At 68.7% G+C, this 20267-nt stretch carries 21 protein-coding genes; 14 read left to right on the top strand and 7 right to left on the bottom strand.

Annotated elements, in window-relative coordinates:
* Nucleotides 1–7 precede the first annotated feature (7 nt).
* The gene (locus A3M1_RS26735) at nt 8–157 is read left to right on the top strand and encodes a hypothetical protein (RefSeq protein WP_018389947.1); all 150 of its coding nucleotides are present in this window, start codon (nt 8–10) and stop codon (nt 155–157) included.
* Between the two features lie 127 nt (nt 158–284).
* Nucleotides 285–734 (top strand): Rrf2 family transcriptional regulator, encoded by a 450-nt coding sequence (locus A3M1_RS0115720; protein WP_026221342.1) that lies wholly within the window; start codon nt 285–287, stop codon nt 732–734.
* Nucleotides 735–913: 179 nt separating this feature from the next.
* Here the strand turns inward: A3M1_RS0115720 and A3M1_RS0115715 are convergent, their stop codons facing one another.
* Nucleotides 914–2134, bottom strand: a complete 1221-nt coding sequence (locus A3M1_RS0115715) for an acyl-CoA dehydrogenase (RefSeq protein ID WP_018389945.1) — start codon at nt 2132–2134, stop codon at nt 914–916.
* A 258-nt stretch (nt 2135–2392) separates the two neighbouring features.
* Between A3M1_RS0115715 and A3M1_RS0115710 the strand changes: the two genes are divergently transcribed.
* From A3M1_RS0115710 to A3M1_RS0115690, 5 genes are all read left to right on the top strand, one after another.
* Complete coding sequence (locus A3M1_RS0115710) at nt 2393–3991, top strand: ABC transporter substrate-binding protein (RefSeq protein ID WP_026221341.1); 1599 nt, start codon at nt 2393–2395, stop codon at nt 3989–3991.
* A 210-nt stretch (nt 3992–4201) separates the two neighbouring features.
* Nucleotides 4202–5212, top strand: coding sequence for an ABC transporter permease subunit (locus A3M1_RS0115705; protein WP_018389943.1), 1011 nt, complete (start codon nt 4202–4204; stop codon nt 5210–5212).
* Nucleotides 5205–6185 carry an ABC transporter permease subunit gene (locus tag A3M1_RS0115700; protein WP_018389942.1) on the top strand — a complete coding sequence of 327 codons (981 nt, stop codon included), beginning with the start codon at nt 5205–5207 and terminating at the stop codon, nt 6183–6185. The genes A3M1_RS0115705 and A3M1_RS0115700 overlap by 8 nt, the downstream gene beginning before the upstream one ends.
* Nucleotides 6185–7174 (top strand): ABC transporter ATP-binding protein, encoded by a 990-nt coding sequence (locus A3M1_RS0115695; protein ID WP_018389941.1) that lies wholly within the window; start codon nt 6185–6187, stop codon nt 7172–7174. The genes A3M1_RS0115700 and A3M1_RS0115695 overlap by 1 nt, the downstream gene beginning before the upstream one ends.
* Nucleotides 7171–8193, top strand: coding sequence for a dipeptide ABC transporter ATP-binding protein (locus A3M1_RS0115690; RefSeq protein ID WP_018389940.1), 1023 nt, complete (start codon nt 7171–7173; stop codon nt 8191–8193). The genes A3M1_RS0115695 and A3M1_RS0115690 overlap by 4 nt, the downstream gene beginning before the upstream one ends.
* Here the strand turns inward: A3M1_RS0115690 and A3M1_RS0115685 are convergent.
* The 6 genes from A3M1_RS0115685 to A3M1_RS0115660 form a co-directional block, all read right to left on the bottom strand.
* Nucleotides 8180–9052, bottom strand: coding sequence for an energy transducer TonB (locus A3M1_RS0115685; RefSeq protein WP_018389939.1), 873 nt, complete (start codon nt 9050–9052; stop codon nt 8180–8182). The two genes, A3M1_RS0115690 and A3M1_RS0115685, sit on opposite strands and share 14 nt — an antisense overlap.
* Nucleotides 9049–9612: a TonB system transport protein ExbD gene (exbD, locus tag A3M1_RS0115680; protein ID WP_018389938.1), complete on the bottom strand. Its 564-nt coding sequence runs from the start codon at nt 9610–9612 to the stop codon at nt 9049–9051. Before exbD ends, A3M1_RS0115685 begins: the two co-directional genes overlap by 4 nt.
* Nucleotides 9613–9618: 6 nt before the next feature.
* Complete coding sequence (exbB, locus tag A3M1_RS0115675; protein WP_018389937.1) at nt 9619–10761, bottom strand: tonB-system energizer ExbB; 1143 nt, start codon at nt 10759–10761, stop codon at nt 9619–9621.
* 202 nt (nt 10762–10963) lie between these two features.
* Nucleotides 10964–12385 carry an FAD-binding oxidoreductase gene (locus A3M1_RS0115670; RefSeq protein ID WP_018389936.1) on the bottom strand — a complete coding sequence of 474 codons (1422 nt, stop codon included), beginning with the start codon at nt 12383–12385 and terminating at the stop codon, nt 10964–10966.
* Nucleotides 12386–12399: 14 nt separating this feature from the next.
* Nucleotides 12400–12813: a type II toxin-antitoxin system VapC family toxin gene (locus A3M1_RS0115665; protein ID WP_018389935.1), complete on the bottom strand. Its 414-nt coding sequence runs from the start codon at nt 12811–12813 to the stop codon at nt 12400–12402.
* Nucleotides 12810–13052, bottom strand: a complete 243-nt coding sequence (locus A3M1_RS0115660) for a type II toxin-antitoxin system Phd/YefM family antitoxin (protein WP_018389934.1) — start codon at nt 13050–13052, stop codon at nt 12810–12812. The genes A3M1_RS0115665 and A3M1_RS0115660 overlap by 4 nt, the downstream gene beginning before the upstream one ends.
* A 163-nt stretch (nt 13053–13215) precedes the next feature.
* Between A3M1_RS0115660 and A3M1_RS0115655 the strand changes: the two genes are divergently transcribed.
* The 7 genes from A3M1_RS0115655 (at nt 13216) to A3M1_RS0115625 (ending at nt 20171) form a co-directional block, all read left to right on the top strand.
* Nucleotides 13216–15039, top strand: coding sequence for an ABC-F family ATP-binding cassette domain-containing protein (locus A3M1_RS0115655; protein ID WP_026221340.1), 1824 nt, complete (start codon nt 13216–13218; stop codon nt 15037–15039).
* Nucleotides 15040–15222: 183 nt separating this feature from the next.
* On the top strand, nt 15223–16026 hold the full coding sequence (locus A3M1_RS0115650; RefSeq protein ID WP_018389932.1) for an RNA methyltransferase: 804 nt from the start codon (nt 15223–15225) through the stop codon (nt 16024–16026).
* A 217-nt stretch (nt 16027–16243) separates the two neighbouring features.
* Complete coding sequence (locus tag A3M1_RS0115645) at nt 16244–16864, top strand: hypothetical protein (RefSeq protein WP_018389931.1); 621 nt, start codon at nt 16244–16246, stop codon at nt 16862–16864.
* A complete protein-coding gene (locus tag A3M1_RS0115640) occupies nt 16861–17418 on the top strand; it encodes a flavoprotein (RefSeq protein ID WP_018389930.1) in 558 nt (185 codons plus the stop codon). The genes A3M1_RS0115645 and A3M1_RS0115640 overlap by 4 nt, the downstream gene beginning before the upstream one ends.
* A gap of 1 nt (nt 17419) precedes the next feature.
* Nucleotides 17420–18889: a DUF6513 domain-containing protein gene (locus A3M1_RS0115635; protein WP_018389929.1), complete on the top strand. Its 1470-nt coding sequence runs from the start codon at nt 17420–17422 to the stop codon at nt 18887–18889.
* Entirely contained in the window at nt 18886–19452 is a 567-nt protein-coding gene (locus A3M1_RS0115630; RefSeq protein WP_018389928.1) for a DUF447 domain-containing protein, read from the top strand. The genes A3M1_RS0115635 and A3M1_RS0115630 overlap by 4 nt, the downstream gene beginning before the upstream one ends.
* Nucleotides 19449–20171, top strand: coding sequence for a (5-formylfuran-3-yl)methyl phosphate synthase (locus A3M1_RS0115625; protein ID WP_018389927.1), 723 nt, complete (start codon nt 19449–19451; stop codon nt 20169–20171). The genes A3M1_RS0115630 and A3M1_RS0115625 overlap by 4 nt, the downstream gene beginning before the upstream one ends.
* Nucleotides 20172–20267 lie beyond the last annotated feature (96 nt).

Here is a 20267-nt window from a genome sequence, read left to right as displayed (position 1 = left end):
GTGACCCATGAGCCAGACCGGCCTGCACCGCACCCGTGACAAGCTGCTGTTCGCCGTCTGCTATGGCGCCGTGATCGCGGCCGTGCTGTTTCTGCACCCGGCGCCGGAGGCCCAGTCGCCCGCCGGCATCGCCGTCGCGAGCGACACCTCGCGCTGAGTAGGCAGCCGCCACTGGTAAAATACCGTCCAATCTACCATTTATAGGGAGTGCTGGCGGCAGATTCGGCGCCCGGCTGACCAATCCCATTGCGCTGCTCCTGATGCAGCCGAATGACGAAGCGGACATGCTGACCAACAAGGGCAAGTACGGCCTCAAGGCGATGCTCTTTCTCGCCCGGCTCGAACCGGGTTCGAGCGCCATGGGGCAGGAAATCGCCACCGCCAACAACATCCCGAAGAAGTTCCTCGACGCCATTCTGCTGGAGCTGAGGAATGCCGGCATGCTGCGCTCCAAGAAGGGGCCGGGCGGCGGCTACGCGCTGGCCAAGACGCCGCGCGATATCCGCATCGGCCACATCATCCGCGTGCTCGACGGCCCGCTGGCCCCGCTCAGCTGCGCCAGCAAGAGCGCCTATGTGCCCTGCGAGGACTGCGAGGACCTCGCCACCTGCTCGGTGCGCATCACCATGAGCAAGGTGCGCGACGCCATGTCGGATATTCTCGACGGCATGTCGCTGCACGACATGGTCATCTTCTCGCACGCCCCCGACGCCGACCTGATGTACAGCATCTGAGACGACGGGCGGAGAAGCCGAAGAGTCTCCCCCCGGGGTCCCGGATCGTCGGCGCGCAAGCGCGCCTTGTCCGGGAAACAGCATAGGGCGCCCGTGTCCCGGCCCAGCGCAGGCGAAGCCGGAGCGCCGCGCCAGGATCCCGGATAAACCCTTCGGCAATGCCCCTCAGCGCGCCCGGCTCAGAAGAACGCCTGGTGCCCGGTGATGGCCCGGCCGAGGATCAGCGCGTGGATGTCGTGCGTGCCCTCATAGGTGTTCACCGTCTCCAGGTTCACCATGTGGCGCATCACCGGGAACTCGCCGGAAATGCCGTTGCCGCCATGCATGTCGCGGGCGAGCCGGGCGATGTCGAGCGCCTTGCCGCAATTGTTGCGCTTGAGCATGGAGATGGTCTCCACCGGCAGCTGGCCCTCGTCGAACAGCCGGCCGGCGCGCAAAGCGAGCTGCAGGCCGAGCGTGATCTCGGTCGCCATGTCGGCGAGCTTCTTCTGGATGAGCTGCGTCGCCGCCAGCGGCTTGCCGAACTGCTTGCGGTCGAGCGTGTACTGGCGCGCGGCGGCGTAGCAGGCTTCCGCTGCCCCCATCGTGCCCCAGCCAATGCCGAAGCGGGCGCGGTTGAGGCAGCCGAACGGGCCCTTGAGCCCGGAAGCGTCGGGCAGCAGATTTTCCTCCGGCACCTCCACCCCATCCATCACGATCTCGCCAGTGACCGAGGCGCGCAGCGAGAGCTTGTGCTCGATCTTCGGGGTGGTGAAGCCCTTCATGCCGCGCTCCAGCAGGAAGCCGCGGATCTCGTCGCCATGGGCGGCCGACTTCGCCCACACCACCGCGAGGTCGGCGATCGGCGAATTGGTGATCCACATCTTGGCGCCGGAGAGGCGATAGCCGCCGTCGATCTTCTCGGCGCGGGTGCGCATGCCGGCGGGGTCGGAGCCGGCGTCGGGCTCGGTGAGGCCGAAGCAGCCCACCATCTCGCCGGTGGCGAGCTTCGGCAGGAATTTGCGCTTCTGCGCCTCGCTGCCATAGGCGTTGATCGGGTGCATGACCAGCGAGGACTGCACGCTCATCGCCGAGCGATAGCCCGAATCGACCCGCTCCACCTCGCGCGCCACCAGCCCGTAGGAGACATAGCCGAGTCCCGCCCCGCCATACTCCTCGGGAATGGTGGGGCCGAGCAGGCCGAGCTCGCCCATCTCGCTCATGATCTCGCGGTCAAAGCGCTCTTCCATATAGGCGGAGGTGACGCGCGGCTGCAGCTTCTCCTGCGCATAGTCGCGCGCCGTGTCGCGCACCAGGCGCTCTTCCTCGGTGAGCTGCGCATCGAAATCGACCGGATCGGTCCAATCGAACGAAACCTTGGACGCCTTGGCGGCGTGGGCGGCGGACGGCGCGGCACTCATGCTTATTCTCCCGGACGACCGGCACCATAGGCCGGCCCGCCTCTCTTACAACGTCGCACGAGGCCGTGCATCCGGCCTTCTGCGACCGGCACCGGCGCCGCTTACGCTGGGTGATCCTACTTAGGTCTAGGGGTGGGGTACGATTGCGAAACACTGAGACACGTGTTTCAGTTGTGAAATCGGATCGCGACGAACAAACAATAGGCCAGCCCATACAATGGGCACGTCGCGCGCGGTCTATGAGAGGGGAATTCAGACATGCCGGCTTTTCCTGCCAAGGCAGCCCTTGCGGCTGCAATGCTGACGGCGCTGTGCGCGCCGGCCTATGCGGCCAAGACGCTCGTCTACTGCTCCGAAGGGAGCCCGGAAAACTTCACCCCCGCCCTCAACACCACGGGCACCAGTTTCGACGCCGCCCGCCCGGCCTATAACCAGCTGGTCGAGTTCGAGCGCGGCAGCACCAAGGTCGTTCCCGGCCTCGCCGAGAGCTGGACGGTCAGCGACGACGGCAAGGAGCTCACCTTCAAGCTGCGCAAGGGCGTGAAATTCCATTCCGGCGTCAACGGCTTCACGCCGAGCCGCGACTTCAACGCCGACGACGTGATCTTCAGCTTCGACCGCATGTGGAAGCCGGAAAACCCGTACCACAAGGTCACGGGCGGCGCGTATGACTACTTCAACGACATGGGCCTGCCGGACCTGCTGGTCTCCATCGACAAGGTCGACGACCACACGGTGAAATTCGTGCTCAAGGAGCCGAACGCGCCGATGCTGGCGAACCTCGCCATGGACTTCGCCACCATCCACTCCAAGGAATATGCCGACTTCCTGCTGAAGAAGGGCACGCCCGAGCAGTTCGACCAGATTCCGGTCGGCACCGGCCCGTTCTCCTTCGTGAACTACCAGAAGGACGCGGTGATCCGGTACAAGGCCTTCCCCGCCTATTTCGAGGGCCCGTCCAAGATCGACAACCTCGTCTTCGCCATCACCCCCGACCCGACCGCCCGCTATGCCAAGCTGAAGAAGGGCGAATGCCATGTGATGATCGCGCCGAACCCGGCCGACATCGCCGGCATGAAGACCGATCCGGCGGTCAACCTGCTCTCGCAGCCGGGCCTGAACATCGCCTATTGGGCCTTCAACGTGGAAAAGCCCCCCTTCGACAAGAAGGAGGTGCGCCAGGCCTTCAACATGGCGATCGACAAGGCCGCCATCATCAAGGACGTCTACCAGGGCGCCGGCCAGGGCGCGATCAACCCGATCCCGCCGACCATCTGGTCCTACAATACCGAGGTCAAGGACTACGCCTACGACCCGGAAAAGGCCAAGAAGATGCTGGCCGATGCCGGCGTCAAAACCCCGCTCGACATCGACCTGTGGTGGATGCCGGTGCAGCGCCCCTACAACCCGAATGCCAAGCGCATCGCCGAGATGATGCAGTCGGATCTGGCCAAGCTCGGCGTCAATGCCAAGCTGGTCTCCTATGAATGGGGCGAGTACCGCAAGCGCATGCAGGAAGGCGAGCACATGACCGGCCAGCTCGGCTGGACCGGCGACAATGGCGACCCGGACAACTTCTTCTTCCTGCTCGGCTGCCCCGCCGCGCGCAAGGGCGGCCAGAACCTCGCCAAATGGTGCAACAAGGACTTCGACGCCCTGATCAACAAGGCGCGTAGCAGCTCCGACCTCGCCGAGCGCACCAAGCTCTACGAGCAGGCGCAGGTGATCTTCAAGGAAGACGCTCCCTGGTTCACCATCGCCCATTCGGTGGTGTACGAGCCGACCCGCAAGGAAGTGGTCGACTACAAGGTCAGCCCGTTCGGCCGCCACGAATTCTACGGCGTCGAGCTGAAGTGACCGGCCGGGACTCTCTCGTCCCATCGCAATGAACGTCATCCCGGACGCGGCCACGCCGCGCTCCGGGAGCGTCCCCCGCTAGAGGGCGGTTAGCGATCATCTTGCGATGCCAGCTGATCGGCGCGTGCTCTAAGGCGCATCTCCGTCCCCCGATCCCGGATCACCCCTGCGCGGTGTCCGGGATGACGGCCACACTTGCGTGTGAGGCTCATGTTCGCTCTCATCCTCCGCCGCGTCGCACTGACGGTGCCGACCTTCGTGGCGCTGATGTTCGTCACCTTCGTCGCCGTGCGCCTGGTGCCAGGCGACCCGATCGAGGCTCGCACCGGCGAGCGCGGCATCGCGCCGGAGCGGTTGGCCCAGCTGCGCCACGAACTCGGCCTCGACCAGCCGGTGTGGCGGCAGTTCCTCGATTATGTCTATGGCCTGCTGCACGGCGATTTCGGCACCTCCATCGTCACCCGGACGCCGGTGCTGCACGAATTCCTCATCCTCTTCCCGGCGACGCTGGAGCTGGCCTTCTGCGCCCTCATCTTCGCCGTGGCGCTGGGCGTGCCGGCGGGCGTGCTGGCGGCGGTCAAGCGCGGCTCGGTGCTCGACCATTCGGTGATGACGGTGGCGCTGGCCGGCTATTCGATGCCGATCTTCTGGTGGGGCCTGCTGCTCATCATGTTCATGTCGGAATATCTGGGCCTGACCCCGGTCTCCGGCCGCATGGACCTCATCAACTATTATTTCGAGCCGGTGACCGGCTTCATGCTGATCGACAGTCTTCTGTCTGGCCAGGAAGGCGCCTTCGGCGCCGCGGCGGCGCATCTCGTGCTGCCCTCCATCGTGCTCGGCACCATTCCGCTGGCGGTGATCGCGCGAATGACGCGCTCCTCGATGCTGGAAGTGCTGGGCGAGGACTATGTGCGCACCGCCCGCGCCAAGGGCCTCTCGCCGCTGCGGGTGGTCGGGCTGCACGCGCTGCGCAACGCGCTGATCCCCGTCGTCACCGTGGTCGGCCTGCAGACCGGCACCCTGCTCGCCGGCGCGGTGCTGACAGAGACCATCTTCGCCTGGCCGGGGGTCGGCAAATGGCTGATCGAATCGATCTCCCGCCGCGACTATCCCGCGCTGCAGGGCGGCATCATGCTGATCTCGGCGATCGTCATCCTCGTCAATCTCATCGTCGACATGCTCTATGTCGCGATCAATCCGAGGATCCGGCATGGCTGAGGAAAACGCCATCGACGATCCGATGCCCACCGCCCCGGAACGCCTGCTGCCGGGCGCCTCCGGGCTCAGCCTGAGCGCCGCCGCCGTCGCCGAGGTCGAGCCGGTGGGCGAGGAACCCTCGCCGCTTCGCGCCTTCTGGTCCGCCTTCAGCGAGAATCGCGGCGCGGTGCTTGGCCTTGCCGTCGTCGTGTTCATCACCCTGCTGGCGCTGTTCGCGCCATGGGTGGCGCCGCACTCGCCGATCGAGCAGTTCCGCCAGAGCGTGCTTCTGCCCCCGGTCTGGGCCGGCGGAAACTGGACCTTCCCCTTCGGCACCGATGCGGTGGGGCGCGACGTGCTCTCCCGCCTCATCTATGGCGCGCGCATCTCGCTCGGCATTGGCCTGTCGGTGATGGTGGTCTCGGTCGCGCTCGGCATCGTGCTCGGCCTTGCCGCCGCCTTCCTGCGCGGCATCGTCGAAGTGGTGGTGATGCGCGTCATGGACATGGTGGTGGCGATCCCCAGCCTGGTGCTCGCCATCCTCATCGTCGCGGTGCTGGGCCCGAGCCTCACCAACACCATCGTGGCGGTGACGGTGGTCTATCTGCCGCGCTATGTGCGCCTGGTGCGCGCCGCCGCTATCGCCGAGCTGACCAAGGAATATGTCATCGCCGCGCAGGTCGCCGGCGTCGGCCGGCTGCGGCTGATGTTCGTCACCGTGCTGCCGAACTGCCTCGCCCCGCTCATCGTGCAGGCCGCGCTCGGCATTTCCGACGCGATCCTGGAGGCGGCGGCCCTCGGCTTCCTCGGCCTCGGCGCGCAGCCGCCGACGCCGGAATGGGGCGCCATGCTGGCCGATGCCCGCGAGTTCATCCGCTCTGCGCCTTGGATCGTCACCCTGCCCGGCCTCGCCATCCTGGTCACGGTGGTCGCCATCAACCTGATGGGCGACGGCCTGCGCGACGCGCTCGACCCCAAGCTGAGGCGCAGCTGATGCCCCTGCTCTCCATTCGCAACCTCTCCGTCAGCTTCGCCACCGGGCGCGGGCCGTTCCGCGCGGTGGACAAGGTGGACCTCGATGTCGAGGCGGGCGAACTCGTCGCCATTGTCGGCGAATCGGGCTCCGGCAAGTCGGTGGCCATGCTGGCGGTGATGGGCCTGCTGCCCTGGATCGCCACCGTCACCGCCGATCGGATGATGTTCGACGACCGCGACCTGCTGACCCTCTCGGCGCGCGAGCGCCGCAAGATCATCGGGCGCGACCTCGCCATGATCTTCCAGGAGCCGATGTCGAGCCTCAACCCGTGCTTCACCGTCGGGTTTCAGATCCGCGAGGCGATGGCCGCGCATCTCGATCTCTCCCGTGCCCAGCGGCAGGCGCGGGCCGTGGAACTGCTGGAGCTGGTCGGCATTCCCGAGCCGGAACGGCGGCTGAAGGCCTTTCCGCACCAGCTGTCCGGCGGCATGAGCCAGCGGGTGATGATCGCCATGGCGCTGGCCTGCAAGCCCAAGCTCATCATCGCCGACGAGCCCACCACCGCGCTCGACGTCACTATCCAGGCGCAGATCCTCGATCTGCTGCTGAAGCTGCAGAAGGAAAGCGGCGTCGGGCTGGTGCTGATCACCCATGATATGGGCGTGGTGGCGGAAACGGCGCAGCGCGTCTGCGTTCATTATGCCGGCCAGCAGGTGGAGATGCAGACGACGCGCGGCCTGTTCCGCGACCCGCACCATCCCTACACCGCCGCGCTGCTGGCGGCGTTGCCGGAGCGCGCGCAGGGCCGGCTGCTGCCCTCCATTCCCGGCATCGTGCCGGGCATGGCCGACCGGCCGACCGGCTGCCTGTTCTCGCCGCGCTGCCGCTTCGCCACCGACACCTGCCGCACCGTGCCGCCGCCGCGCGCGGGGGCGGAATTCGGCCTCGCCCTCTGCCACACACCCCTCCTCGCGGGCATTCCCCAGCGTCGGGAGTTCGCGGCATGAACCCTGATGCAGCGCATGAAACAACGGCGGCCGAGGCGGTGATGGAAGCCGTCGATCTCACCCAAAGCTACGAGGTCTCGCGCGGCCTGTTCGCGAAATCCGCCACGGTGAAGGCGGTGGCCGGCATCAGCTTCCGCCTCGCGCCGCGCTCGACGCTGGCGGTGGTGGGCGAATCCGGTTCCGGCAAGTCGACACTCGCCCGCATGCTCACACTGATCGAGCGGCCGGGCGAGGGCTCACTGCGGCTCGACGATGTCGATGTCGCCGAGGCGGATGCCCGCACGCTGCGCCGCTACCGCGGCGAGGTGCAGATGGTGTTTCAAAACCCCTTCGGCTCGCTCAATCCGCGCCAGACCATCGGCAAGGCGATCGAGGAGCCGCTGCTGGTCAACACCTCGCTCTCCGCCCCCGAGCGGCGCGAGCGGGCGCTCGACATGATGAAGCGGGTCGGGCTGCGCCCGGAACATCACGGCCGCTACCCCCACATGTTCTCCGGCGGCCAGCGCCAGCGCATCGCTATCGCCCGCGCGCTGGTGCTGCGGCCAAAGATCCTGGTGCTGGACGAGCCGGTTTCCGCGCTCGATGGCTCGGTGCGGGCGCAGGTGCTGAACCTGCTGGTGGAACTGCAGGAGCAGCTCGGCGTCGCCTATGTCTTCGTCAGCCATGATCTCGGCGTGGTGCGGCACATGGCGGACGAGGTGCTGGTGATGTATCTCGGCCGCGCGGTCGAACATGGCCCGCGCGAGGCCATGTTCGACGCGCCGCTGCACCCCTATACGCGGGCCCTGCTGTCCGCCACGCCGGTGGCCGACCCCGAGGCGAAGAAGGAGCGCATCGTGCTGGAGGGCGAACTGCCCTCGCCCTTCAACCCGCCGCGCGGCTGCCCGTTCAACCCGCGCTGCCCGCTGGTGGTGGAGCGCTGCCGGGTCGAGATGCCGCCGCTGGCGTCGAAGGGCGCCCAGCGCGTCGCCTGCTGGGTCACGGGCGTGGAAGCCGGCGCCACCGTCACCTCAGGCTGAACAGCACCGGCACGGTGAAGGAGATGGTGCCGCCACCGACTTCTGGCGGCGGGGCCGGCACCGGCGAGGCGCGGCGCACCATGGCGACCGCCTCCTCGTCGAAGCTTGGATTGCCTGACGAGCCCGCCAGCCGCACCGAGAGCACCTGTCCCGCCCGGTTGATCGAGAACGCCACCCGCGCCCGGCCGCTGGCGCTTTCCCCGGCGGGATAGCGTTTGTGGCGGTTCAGATGCGCCATCAGCCGCGAGCGCCAGTTCGCCGGTGCCCGGCTGTTGGAGGACGAGGCGCCCGAGGTCGGCGCGGCGATGCGGTCCGAGGCCTGCGCGTCGAGCGAGGGCGCGGCGGAGGTGCGCGGCGAAGGCGGCTTGTTGCTCTTCTCGCGTTCCTTCGGCTTGGGCTTGGGCTTCGGCTTTTCCTTCGGCGGATCGGGCTTTTCTTCCGGCGGCGGAATCTCGGCCACTTCAGGCGGGGGCGGCGGCAGCGGCACCTCGATGGTCTCGGCCGGGCTTTCCGTCACCTCAGGCACCGGCTCTTCCACCGGCGGCGGCTCGGGCGGCGGGGTGTCCTCCACCTCCTCGGCCAGCGGGTCGGGGGGAATCTCCTCCTGCACCTCTTCCGGCGCCTCGACCATTTGCGGGCCCGGCGGCAGTTCCACCGGCTCGGCGGCGGGCGCCACCGGCATTTCCGCCAGCTCGATCATGATCGCCGCCGGCTCTTCCGCCGCCATGATCGGCGGATCGGTAAGCATGTAGCCGAGCGCGCCGCCATGCACGGCCAGCACAACGGCGCCGCAGACCAGCCAGACGCTCGCCTCGCGCAGCCGGTGCCCGGCGCTTCCCCTGAGCAGCAGCAGGCTCATGGGGCCGGCACCCCGGACGCGGGGGCGGGCGCGGGGGCCGGCGGCGCGGCGGCAGGGGCCGGAGCGGGGATAGCGGGCAGGGTCGGCGCGGCACCGGCCGACGCCGGCGCGGCGCCCGGCAACGGGGGCGGCGCGGGCTGGCTGGTCATCTCGACCCCGACCAGCGCGATCTTGAGATAGCCGGCGGCGCGCAGCAGGTTCATCACCTCCATCAGCTCGCCATAGGCGACGGTCTTGTCGGCGCGCAGGAAGATACGGGTGTCGCGCTTGTTGTCGGTCGTGCGGTCGAGCGTCGCGCCAAGCGTCTCGCGCGCCACGTCGTCATTGCCCAGCGCCAGCACCAGGTCGCTCTTCACCGTGAGATAGACCGGCTTGTCCGGGCGCGGCTGCACGGTGGCATTGGAGGCCGGCAGGTCAACGGCGACATCGACGGTGGAGAGCGGCGCCGCCACCATGAAGATGATGAGCAGCACCAGGATCACGTCGATGAACGGGGTGACGTTGATCTCGTGGTTCTCGACCAGATCGTCGCTCTCGGTGCTCTGCAGCTTGGCGGCCATGCCGGCTTACTCCGCCGCTGCCCGCACGCGCGGCGGGGCGGCGCGGCCGGCATCGCGCCGGTCGAGATCGCGCGAGAGCAGCCGCAGCACTTCGGCCGAGGCATCGCCCATCAGCACGCGATAGCCCGACACCTGGCGCGAGAAGTGGTTGTAGATCACCACAGCCGGAATGGCGGCGACCAGGCCGATGGCGGTGGCCAGCAGCGCCTCGGCGATGCCAGGCGCCACCACGGCCAGATTGGTGGTCTGCGCCTTCGAGATGCCGATGAACGAGTTCATGATGCCCCACACCGTGCCGAACAGGCCGACGAAGGGCGCGGTGGCGCCGATGGTGGCGAGCAGGCCGGTGCCGCGCGTGATCGCCCGCCCCGCCGCCACCTCGATGCGCGAGAGCGAGATCGACACACGCTCCTTGATGCCGTCGGCCGGCAGCGGCCCGGAACGCTGGAGTTCGAGATCGGTGGTCGCCAGCATGGCGCCGGCCGGCCCGCGCGGGTCGACGCGGCGCGCTTCGTCCAGCGTCGCGCTGGCGAGATAGCCCTTCAGCGCCCGCCGCAGCCGGCGCTTGGCGAAGGCGAGTTCCAGCGTCTTGGCCAGCCACACCGTCCACGTCACCACGGAGGCAAAGGCGAGGCCGATCATGACAGCCTTCACCACCCAGTCCGCCGCCATGAACATGCCCCAGGGGGACAGGTCATGGGGGAGCTGCGCGGCGATGGAGGGGTCCTCGGCTTGGTCGAGCGGCAGGCCGGCTGCCGCCGGGTCCGCCGGGGCCTCGCCGGTGGCGGGCGCGGTGGCCGAGGGGTCAGCGGCGGGGTCGCCGGCAGGAGGAGCGGCAAAGGGGGCCGCAGCAGGCGCAGCCTCGCCGGCCGGGGGATGCACGGGTTCGCCCATCGCCGGGGCCGCCATGCCGGGAGCCGGCGGCACCAACGGATCGAACGCCGGCGGCGTCGCCGAAGGCGCGGGGCTCGCCTGCGCGGGAGCGGCCTGCGCGGGACCGGCGGGTGCGGGAGCCGTGGGGGTGGAGAGGGCCGGCGCCGGTTGCTGCACCTGCGCCCACGCCGCCACGGGGCTGGCAACCAGCAGCGCCAGCGCCAGCAGGAGGTTCAGCGCCGGGCGCTGGGCGAGGGTGTTGCGTGTCGTCGGCATGGCGGTTTCCCGAAGCTCCGGTTTCCCCCGCGCTCCAACCCGAAGGCGGAGATATCGGCCGGGGCGTCCTCAGTCCCGGCTTCCATAAACCCGCAACGACGCGGTCGACAACACTAAAACGTTCGAGAGCGCAAATGTAGAACTCTTCAAAACAAAGGATAAAGCAGGAATATACAATTTAACATCATTCCAGACTAAGCATTCATCCCATCCGAACACCGATCACCTTGCCGGGATTGAGCGTCTCCGCAGGATCAAGCGCCGCCTTGACCCGCTGCATCAGGTCGAGCGCGACGGGATCAGCGTAATGGGCCAGTTCCTCGCGCTTCAAGAGGCCGATGCCATGCTCGGCGGCGATGGAGCCATCCATCTCGGTCACGATGTCATGCACGATCCTGTTGAACCTTTCCCACAGGGCGAGGAAGGCGGCCTTGTCCATGCCGACCGGCTGGCTGAGGTTGAAATGGATATTGCCGTCGCCGACATGGCCGAAGGGGCACGGCCGCAGCCCCGGCAGCGCCGCCAGGCAGGCGGGCAGCGCCCGGTCGAGGAATTCCGGCACCCGCGAGACCGGCACCGAGACGTCGTGCTTGATCGAGCCGCCCTCGTGCTTCTGCGCCTCCGACATGTCTTCGCGCAGCCGCCAAAGGTTCGCCGCCTGCGCCTCGCTGGTGGCAATGACAGCGTCGAGCACCTCCCCCGCCTCCATCGCGGCGCCAAGCCCCTCCTCCAGCAGCGCGCCGAGGTCGAAGGCGCGGGTGGGCGAGGAGAGTTCCGCCAGCACATACCACTCATAACCGTCGGCCAGCGGGCGCACCGTGCCCGGCATGTGCTTGAGCACCGTCTCGACCCCGAAGGCGGCCATCAGCTCGAAGGTGGTCAGCGCGTCGCCCGCCTCGCCGCGCAGGCGCTTGAGCAGAGCGAGGGCGGCGGTGGGGTCGGGCACGGCGAGGAAGGCGGTGGCGCGCTGGGCGGGCCGGGGAAACAGCTTCAGCACGGCGGCGGTGATGATGCCGAGCGTGCCCTCGCTGCCGAGGAAAAGCTGCTTGAGGTCATAGCCCGCATTGTTCTTGCGCAGCCGCTTCAGCCCGTTCCACACCCGCCCGTCGGCCAGCACCACTTCCAGCCCCAGCGCCAGTTCGCGCGCATTGCCATAGCGCAGCACGGCGGTGCCGCCGGCGTTCGAGGACAGGTTGCCGCCGATGCGGCAGGAGCCCTGCGAGGCGATGTGCAGGGGGAACAGGCAGCCCGCCTCCTCCGCCGCCGCATGCACCTTGTCGAGAATGCAGCCGGCCTCCACCGTCATGGTCATGTCGACGGGATCGACGGCGCGGATGCGGTCGAGCCGGGCCAGCGAGAGCAGCATCTGCCCGAATGGCACCTGCCCGCCCACCAGCCCGGTATTACCCCCCTGGGGCACCAGCGCCACCCCCGCCTGCGCGCAGGCCTCGACGATGAACGCCACCTCCTCGGTCGAGCCCGGCCGCAGCACGGCGGGTGCCTCGCCCCGGTAAAGCCCGCGCTCCTCGTGCAGATAGGGCGCCATGTCGGCCGGGTCGGTCAGCACATGGCCGGCGCCGATGCGCTGGGCGAGGGTGGCGAGCAGGGGGGAGAGGGCGGACATGAGCGATCCTGAAACTAGCGGGAGGCGTCGATGACACGGACGTGGCCGGCGTCACCATAGTTGAGAATGGCGCGGTCGGCGGTAAGCAGGGGTGAGCCCAGATGCCGCGCCGTCGCGATGATGATCCGGTCCGCCGGGTCGGCATGCAGCGTGCCGGGCAGGCGCACGCTGTCGACGGCGATGGCCGGCTCCAGCGCCGCCAGCCGCAGCGCCGGCAGGGCCAGAACGCTCTCCAGCCAGGCGCCGACGTCGTCGGCCAGCGCCAGCCGGCCTTTGTGCACGAGAAGCGCGATCTCCCACGGCGTGATGGCGGAAACGAACACGCCGCCGGCCTCGCTGGCCCGCGCGAGGACGGCGCGCGCCTGCCCGCCGAGACGCGCGTCGTCGTCCAGCGCCCAGATCAGCACATGGGTGTCGAGAACGATCACGAAAGGGCGGCCCAGTCGCCCGCATCCGCCGCCGGCTCGAACGGCTCGTCATAGCGGGTGACGACCCCGCGAGAGGCGCCGATCAACGAGCGCGCCGGCGCGGCCGGGACCGGGCTCAGCACCGCCACCGGCTTGCCTCGGCGGGTAATCGTGACCGGCTCGCCGGTCTCGTTCATCTCGTCGATCAGGCGCAGGCATTCGGCCTTGAACTGCGCGGCCGGGACGATCCTTGCGCTCATGAGCCTGCCTCCTGAAACCTGTACATGATTTATGTACATCATCGCCCGGCAATGGCAAGGAGGCCGCGCGCCCGCCGGGCGCGCCGCTCATCGCGGACATGGCTCCATTGTTGCCCCGCCGCGCCCCCTTGCCCCGGCGCGTCTTTCCCCCTATCCCCGCGCCATGGCCCCTCCTCTTCTTCTGCTTCAAGATACCAAGCTCACCTTTGGCGGCACGCCGCTGCTGGAGGGGGCGGAGCTTTCCGTTTCCGCCGGCGAGCGCGTCGGCCTTGTCGGCCGCAACGGCTCGGGCAAGTCGACCTTGCTCAAGATCGCCGCCGGCCTCGTCTCCGCCGATAGCGGGGCGCGCTTCGTGCAGCCCGGCGCGACGGTGCGCTATCTGCCGCAGGAGCCCGACCTCACGGGCTTCGCCACCACGCTGGCCTATGTCGAGGCCGGCATGGGCCCGGGCGACCAGGAATACCGCGCGCAATATCTGCTGAGCGAACTCGGCCTCACCGGCATGGAAAACCCGGCCAACCTTTCCGGCGGCGAGGCGCGCCGGGCGGCGCTGGCCCGCGTGCTGGCCCCCGAGCCGGACATTCTGCTGCTCGACGAGCCGACCAACCATCTCGATCTGCCCGCCATCGAATGGCTGGAGGCCGAGATCGCCTCGCTGCGCTCGGCCCTCGTGCTGATCAGCCATGACCGCCGCTTCCTGCAGGACCTCACCCGCGCCACCGTCTGGCTCGACCGCGGCCGCACCAAGCGCATGGAACGCGGCTTCGCCTTCTTCGAGGAATGGCGCGACCAGGTGCTGGAAGAGGAAGAGCGCGACCAGCAGAAGCTCGCCCGCAAGATCGTCGCGGAAGAGCACTGGATGCGCTACGGCGTCACCGCGCGGCGCAAGCGAAACGTCCGCCGCGTCGGCGAGCTGGCCGCCCTGCGCGCCCAGTTCCGCGACCATCGCGGCGCACTGGGCAGCGTCACCATGGCGGCCACCGAGGCGGAAGTCTCCGGCAAGCTGGTGATGGAAGCCGAGCACATTTCCAAGACCTATGGCGAGCGCGTCATCGTGCGCGACCTCACCATCCGCATCCAGCGCGGCGACCGCATCGGCATTGTCGGGCCCAACGGCGCCGGCAAGACCACGCTGCTGAAGATGCTGACCGGCGAACTGGCCCCGGACACCGGCAAGGCCAAGATGGGCACCAATATCGAGATGGCGACGCTGGACCAGCGCCGCGCCGCGCTCGACCCCAACCGCTCGGTGCGCGAGACGCTGACCGACGGGCGCGGCGACCAGGTGTTCGTCGGCGGCAATCCGCGCCATGTCATCGGCTATATGAAGGACTTCCTGTTCACCCCGGAACAGGCCGGCACCGCCGTCTCGCGCCTGTCCGGCGGCGAGCGCGGGCGGCTCTTGCTGGCCTGCGCGCTGGCGCAGGCCTCCAACCTCATGGTGCTGGACGAGCCGACCAACGACCTCGACCTTGAGACGCTCGACCTGCTGGAAGAGATGATCGACGACTATGCCGGCACGGTGCTGCTGGTGAGCCATGACCGCGACTTCCTCGACCGCACCGTCACCGCCACCATCGCCTATGAGGGCGACGGCAATTGGGAAGTCTATGCCGGCGGCTATTCCGACATGGTGGCCCAGCGCGGCCATGGCGTGAAGATGCGCGCGGCGGCGGCGCCCAAGGCGGCGAGCGGCAAGGCGGGCAATGCCAAAGCCGGCCCCACCGCGCCCGCTCCGGCCGCGTCCAAGCGCAAATTCTCCTTCAAGGAGAAGCACGCGCTGGAGCAGCTGCCCAAGCGCATCGCGCAGCTGGAATCCGACATCAAGCGCATCAACAACACGCTGCACACGCCCAATTTCTACACCCGCGACCCCGCCGGCTTCCAGAAGGCCACCGCCGAGCTGACCAAGGCGCAGGCGGAACTGGCCAAGGCCGAGGAAGAGTGGCTGAAGCTGGAAATGATGCGCGAGGAAGCCGGCGGGTGAGTGGGCGTGGCCGCGCGAGGGCGCGGCCTGCGTGCTTCGAGACGCGGCTTAGGTCCATCATCCGATCTTGAACCGCCCTCATCCCCGGGCTTGACCCGGGGACCCAGCCTTGCCGCCGTGAGCCAATGGAAACCTGGGTCCCCGGGTCAAGCCCGGGGATGAGGGACAGATCAGGGTGCCGTCATGATGCTCATCCCCCTCAGCTCCTCCGACGACCCGCGCATCGACGCCTATCGCGTCATCAAGGAGCGTGACCTCGTTGGGCGCGGCGGGCGCTTCATTGTCGAGGGGCGCACGGTGCTGGATGTGGCGCTCTCCCCGCGCAACCGCTTCGCGCTGGAATCGCTGCTGCTGGCGGAAAGCCGGGTCGAGGCGCTCGGTCCGCTGCTGGCGCAGGCGCCCGCGGACCTGCCGATCTACACCGCCAGCCAGACCATTCTCGATGGCATCACCGGCTTTCACATCCATCGCGGCCTGCTCGGCGTCGGGCTGCGCGGCGCCCTGCCCTCGATGGCGGAACTGGTGGCCGGCCTGCCGGAGGCGGCGCTGGTGGTGGTGCCGCTCGGCATCGCCAATCACGACAATGTCGGCGGCATCATGCGCAACGCCGCCGCCTTCGGCGCCGATGCGGCACTGTTCGACTTCGCCTCCTGCGATCCGCTCTACCGCAAGGCGATCCGCGTCTCGGTCGGCGGCAGCCTCATCGTGCCCTTCGCCCGCGAGGGGTCGGCGCCGGCGCTGCTGGACCTGCTGGCCGCCGCCGATTTCGAGCTGCTGGCGCTGAGCCCGGCCGGCGCATCCACGCTGGGCGAGGTGAAGCCCGCCCGCCGCACCGCCCTTCTGCTCGGCGCCGAGGGGCCGGGCCTGCCCGATTCCATCCTCGCCCGCACCCGCACCGTGCGAATCCCCATGAGCGGCGGCTTCGATTCGCTCAATGTCGCGACGACAAGCGGTATCGCGCTGCACGCTCTTGCCTGTGGCCGGTAAAGCACGCGTGAGATACGAATCAAGGCTCGACAATCCGGGCACTGAGGCGCATCTTGAAATGCACTTCTACAGGCGGGAAGCCGTCTGATTGATCGTCAACTCTTAAAGGCCCGAGGCACCCCCTCGGGCCTTTTTTCTGTCGGCTGGCGCTTTGGACGCGCCGGCCTTTTGCTGGTATTGCGACCATCGCGCGGCCCGTCCCTTGGCGTAGAGAGCGATGCCAGACCTTCAGCCTTTCCGTCCCGAGATCATCAAGCTCGGCGGCAGCCTTATCGGACATCCCCGCCTGCGCGATCTGCTGGCGGCGCTGGCGCGGCGCGGCGCGCCGCTGCTGCTGGTCGCCGGCGGCGGCCCGCTGGCCGATGCCGTGCGGGCGCTGCAGCCGGTGCTGTCATTGAGCGATGCCGCCTGCCACCGCATGGCGATCCTCGCCATGGAGCAGACCGCGCACGCCTTCGCCGACCTTTGCCGCAATTCCCAGTCGCTCGGCCTCGCCCTCGCCGATTCGTCCGCCGCGATGGAGGAGGCGCAGGCGCAGGGCCGCGCCGCGCTGTGGCTGCCCGCCCGCATGGCGCTGGCGGCCACCGACCTGCCGGAAAGCTGGGACCTCACCTCGGACAGCCTCGCCGCCTGGCTGGCGGAAAAGACCGGCGCGCTTCGCCTCACGCTGGTCAAATCCACCCCCGCGCCCGTCGGCAGCACGCCCGCCGACTGGGCGGCGGAGGGGCTCGTCGATCCGCTCTTTCCCGCCTTCGCCGCCCGCCTCGCCTGCCCTGTCGGCGTGACAACGGCGGAGGCCTTCCTGGCCGCACCGACCCAAGGGGAGATCGCCGCATGAGCGCGAGTAAGGGAGCCTATCCTCGCTGGGCCTGGGCGCTCACCGGCTCGGGCCATTTCTTCACCGAATCCATCGCGCTGATAAAGTCGCTCGACGCGGTGGACCTGTTCGTCTCCAAGGCGGCGGACGAGGTGCTGCGCATGTACAAGCAGGACCTGCCCAAGGACACCCGCATCTTCAAGGAGACGACGGCGAGCTCCGCCCCGGTCGGCCGCTTCTATGAGGGGCTGTACCACACGCTGGTGGTTTCCCCGGCCTCCTCCAACACGGTGGCGAAGGCGGTGTTCGGCATTTCCGACACGCTGGTGACCAACTGCTTCGCCCAGGCCGGCAAGTGCCGCGTCCACGCCATCGTCTTCGCCTGCGACACCGCGCCTGAGATGATCACCATGGCGCCCAAGGGGCCGGTCTCGGTCTATCCGCGCCGGATCGATCTGGAGAACACCGCCAAGCTGAAGGAATTCGACGACACGGTGGTGGTCGAATCGATCGGCGATCTTGAAGCCGCCATCGCCGCGCGCCGGCTGCACCTCGCGGAAAAGGCCGCCTCCTGAGATGGCGGACGAGCCCCCTGCCTCGACCAAGCCGGAGCGGGTCGCCCTCATCACCGGCTCGCTGGCCGAGCCGCGCCTGACCCGGATCGCCGGCGAAATCAGCGATGCGAGTCTCGATCCGGTCGTGGTCAATGTCGGGGTGAAGGTGGCGGCGCTGATGACGGCCGAGATCGTCGAGCGCCGGCTGAAGCTGCCGGAGGGCACCGACCGGGTGCTGATGCCCGGCCGTTTCCGCGGCGACCTCGACCGGCTGGAGCGCTTCTTCGGCGTGCCCTTCGCCCGTGGCCCGGACGAGGTGGCGGACCTGCCGGACTATTTCGGCCAGAAGCGCCGCGCCACCGACCTCTCGCGGCACGACGTCACCATCTTCGCCGAGATCGTCGACGCCACCGTGCTCGATATCGACGCCCTCCTCGCCCGCGCCCTCTTCCTCAAGGGCGAGGGCGCCGACGTGATCGACCTCGGCTGCCTGCCGGACACGCCCTTCCCGCATCTGGAAGAGGCGATCGCCGCGCTGCACGAGGCGGGGCTGAAGGTGAGCGTCGATTCGTTCAGCCTTGAGGAGCTGACCCGCGCCACCCGCGCCGGCGCCGACTATCTGCTCAGCCTCAACGAGACCACGCTCGACGTGGCGAAGGAAGGCCCGGCGGTGCCGATCCTCGTGCCGGCGACGCAGGGCGACCTCGACTCGCTCTGCCGCGCGGTGGACGCCTGCCTCGCTTCCGGCCAGCGCTTCTATGCCGACCCGATCCTCGACCCGATCCATTACGGCTACACCGCCTCCGTGGTGCGCTATGCCGAGCTTCGCCGACGTTACCCCGACATTCCGATCCTGATGGGCATCGGCAATGTCACCGAGCTGACGGATGCGGACACCACAGGCATCAACGCCCTGCTCATGGGCATGATTTCCGAGCTGCACATAAAGGCCGTGCTGGCGGTGCAGGTGAGCCCGCATTGCCGCACGGCGGTGCGCGAATTCGACCGGGCGCGGCGCGAATATTTCGCCGCCCGCCAGGCCGGCGCGCTGCCGCAGGGCTTTGGCGGCGGGCTGATGGCGCTTCGCGACCGCAAGCCCTATGCCGCATCGCCGGATGACATCGCCCGACTGGCGGCCGAGGTGCGCGACCGCAATTTCCGCATCGATGTCAGCGAGGCCGGCATCCACATCTACAATCGCGACGGCCACCATGTGGCTTCCGAGCCCTTCGCGCTGTTTCCCCATCTGGGCGTCGAGGCCGATGGCGCCCATGCCTTCTATCTCGGGGTGGAAGCCGCCCGCGCCGAGATCGCCTATAAGCTCGGCAAGCGCTACGCGCAGGATGAGGGGCTGAAATGGGGCGCGGCGGGCGAGATCGCCGGCAGCCCCGAGGAAGCCCACCGTTTGACATTCAAGGAGGCCGGCACGACCTTGCAGGCCAAATCCGCTGCCAAGACAGAAGCCAGGGCGAAAGCCGGAGAGACGCCGTGATCCGTGAAGCCATCGTCACCACCCGTTCGCTCGAAGGCGAGCCGCACATCGCCCCCATGGGCGCGACGGTGATCGAGGGCGGCTATGTACTGCAGCCCTTCCGGCCCTCGCGCACGCTGGAAAACCTCGCCGCCACCCGCATCGCCGTGGTCAATTTCACCGATGATGTCCGCATCTTCGCCAGCTGCGTGGTGGGACGTCGCTACAATGTCGATGTGAAGAAGGCGACCTTTATCGATTGCCCGCGCCTTGCCGACGCGCTCTCGCATGATGAGGTGACGGTGGAGCGCGCCGAGGACGACCCGCAGCGCCCGAAGTTCTTCTGCAAGACCTATCATTCCGAAGGCCATACCCGCTTCGACGGCATGAACCGCGCCAAGGCGGCGGTGCTGGAAGCCGCTGTGCTGGTCAGCCGGCTCGGCCTGCTGCCGGATGAGAAGGTCGATCAGGAAATGGCCTATCTCGCCATCGCGGTGGAAAAAACCGCAGGGCCGGAGGAACTGGAAGCCTGGGGCTGGGTGCTGGACGCCGTGGCCGAGCACCGCAGCCGGCGGGCGTCATGAGCATGGCCGCGCCCGGCCTGCTCGCCAGTGTCACCGATCTGCACGAGATGGAGCTGGCGCGGGCCGGCGGCGCCGATATCGTCGATCTCAAGCAGCCGGCCTTCGGAGCGCTGGGCGCCTGGAGCACTGACGCGCTGGCCGCCGCCTTCATGCTGTGGAACGCCTGGGGCGAGCAACTGGGCGAGGCCGGCCGGCCGGCGCTGAGCGCCACGATCGGCGACCAGCCGATGGTGCCGGCGCTGGTCCGCGCCGCCGCCGAGCGCGTCGCCCGCACCGGCGTGCCCTTGGTCAAGATCGGCCTTTCCGCCTCCCAGCACACCAATGAGTGTATCGAGGCGCTGGCTCCGCTCGCCAGCCGCACGCGGCTGATCGGCGTGCTGTTCGCCGACGAGGCGCCTGATTTCACCGTTCTCGCCGCGCTCGGCCGCGCCGGCTTCGCCGGGGTGATGATCGACACCGCCGACAAGAAGGCCGGCGCGCTGACCGAGCATCTCGATCCGCTGACCCTCGGCCAGTTTGTCGCCGAGGCGCGCCGGCACGGGCTCATCACCGGGCTCGCCGGCTCGCTGCGGCTGGAGGACATCCCGGCGCTGGTCGGCGTGGGGGCGGACTATCTCGGCTTTCGCGGCGCGCTGTGCGAGGGCGGCCGCACCGGCACGCTCGATCCCGTGCGTCTCGGCCAGGTCTATGCGCGCCTGCGCGAACCGAGTGACCATTAGCGCTCCCTTTCCCCGGACAAGCCGCGCCCGCGCGGCGCCGATCCGGGGCCCAGGAGGGAATTCGCCGCAGGCGACCTTATGGGACACATCGCCGAA

The organism is Ancylobacter sp. FA202, from assembly GCF_000380205.1.
GTDB lineage: Bacteria > Pseudomonadota > Alphaproteobacteria > Rhizobiales > Xanthobacteraceae > Ancylobacter.
Note: the sequence above shows the minus strand (reverse complement) of the source record. Positions and strands in the feature narration are given on the sequence as shown.

Coding starts and splice junctions, on each gene's coding strand:
- A3M1_RS26735 (WP_018389947.1), top strand. CDS start 8: ATGAGCCAGACCGGCCTGCACCGCACCCGTGACAAGCTGCTGTTCGCC.
- A3M1_RS0115720 (WP_026221342.1), top strand. CDS start 285: ATGCTGACCAACAAGGGCAAGTACGGCCTCAAGGCGATGCTCTTTCTC.
- A3M1_RS0115715 (WP_018389945.1), bottom strand. CDS start 2,134: ATGAGTGCCGCGCCGTCCGCCGCCCACGCCGCCAAGGCGTCCAAGGTT.
- A3M1_RS0115710 (WP_026221341.1), top strand. CDS start 2,393: ATGCCGGCTTTTCCTGCCAAGGCAGCCCTTGCGGCTGCAATGCTGACG.
- A3M1_RS0115705 (WP_018389943.1), top strand. CDS start 4,202: ATGTTCGCTCTCATCCTCCGCCGCGTCGCACTGACGGTGCCGACCTTC.
- A3M1_RS0115700 (WP_018389942.1), top strand. CDS start 5,205: ATGGCTGAGGAAAACGCCATCGACGATCCGATGCCCACCGCCCCGGAA.
- A3M1_RS0115695 (WP_018389941.1), top strand. CDS start 6,185: ATGCCCCTGCTCTCCATTCGCAACCTCTCCGTCAGCTTCGCCACCGGG.
- A3M1_RS0115690 (WP_018389940.1), top strand. CDS start 7,171: ATGAACCCTGATGCAGCGCATGAAACAACGGCGGCCGAGGCGGTGATG.
- A3M1_RS0115685 (WP_018389939.1), bottom strand. CDS start 9,052: ATGAGCCTGCTGCTGCTCAGGGGAAGCGCCGGGCACCGGCTGCGCGAG.
- exbD (WP_018389938.1), bottom strand. CDS start 9,612: ATGGCCGCCAAGCTGCAGAGCACCGAGAGCGACGATCTGGTCGAGAAC.
- exbB (WP_018389937.1), bottom strand. CDS start 10,761: ATGCCGACGACACGCAACACCCTCGCCCAGCGCCCGGCGCTGAACCTC.
- A3M1_RS0115670 (WP_018389936.1), bottom strand. CDS start 12,385: ATGTCCGCCCTCTCCCCCCTGCTCGCCACCCTCGCCCAGCGCATCGGC.
- A3M1_RS0115660 (WP_018389934.1), bottom strand. CDS start 13,052: ATGAGCGCAAGGATCGTCCCGGCCGCGCAGTTCAAGGCCGAATGCCTG.
- A3M1_RS0115655 (WP_026221340.1), top strand. CDS start 13,216: ATGGCCCCTCCTCTTCTTCTGCTTCAAGATACCAAGCTCACCTTTGGC.
- A3M1_RS0115650 (WP_018389932.1), top strand. CDS start 15,223: ATGATGCTCATCCCCCTCAGCTCCTCCGACGACCCGCGCATCGACGCC.
- A3M1_RS0115645 (WP_018389931.1), top strand. CDS start 16,244: ATGCCAGACCTTCAGCCTTTCCGTCCCGAGATCATCAAGCTCGGCGGC.
- A3M1_RS0115640 (WP_018389930.1), top strand. CDS start 16,861: ATGAGCGCGAGTAAGGGAGCCTATCCTCGCTGGGCCTGGGCGCTCACC.
- A3M1_RS0115635 (WP_018389929.1), top strand. CDS start 17,420: ATGGCGGACGAGCCCCCTGCCTCGACCAAGCCGGAGCGGGTCGCCCTC.
- A3M1_RS0115625 (WP_018389927.1), top strand. CDS start 19,449: ATGAGCATGGCCGCGCCCGGCCTGCTCGCCAGTGTCACCGATCTGCAC.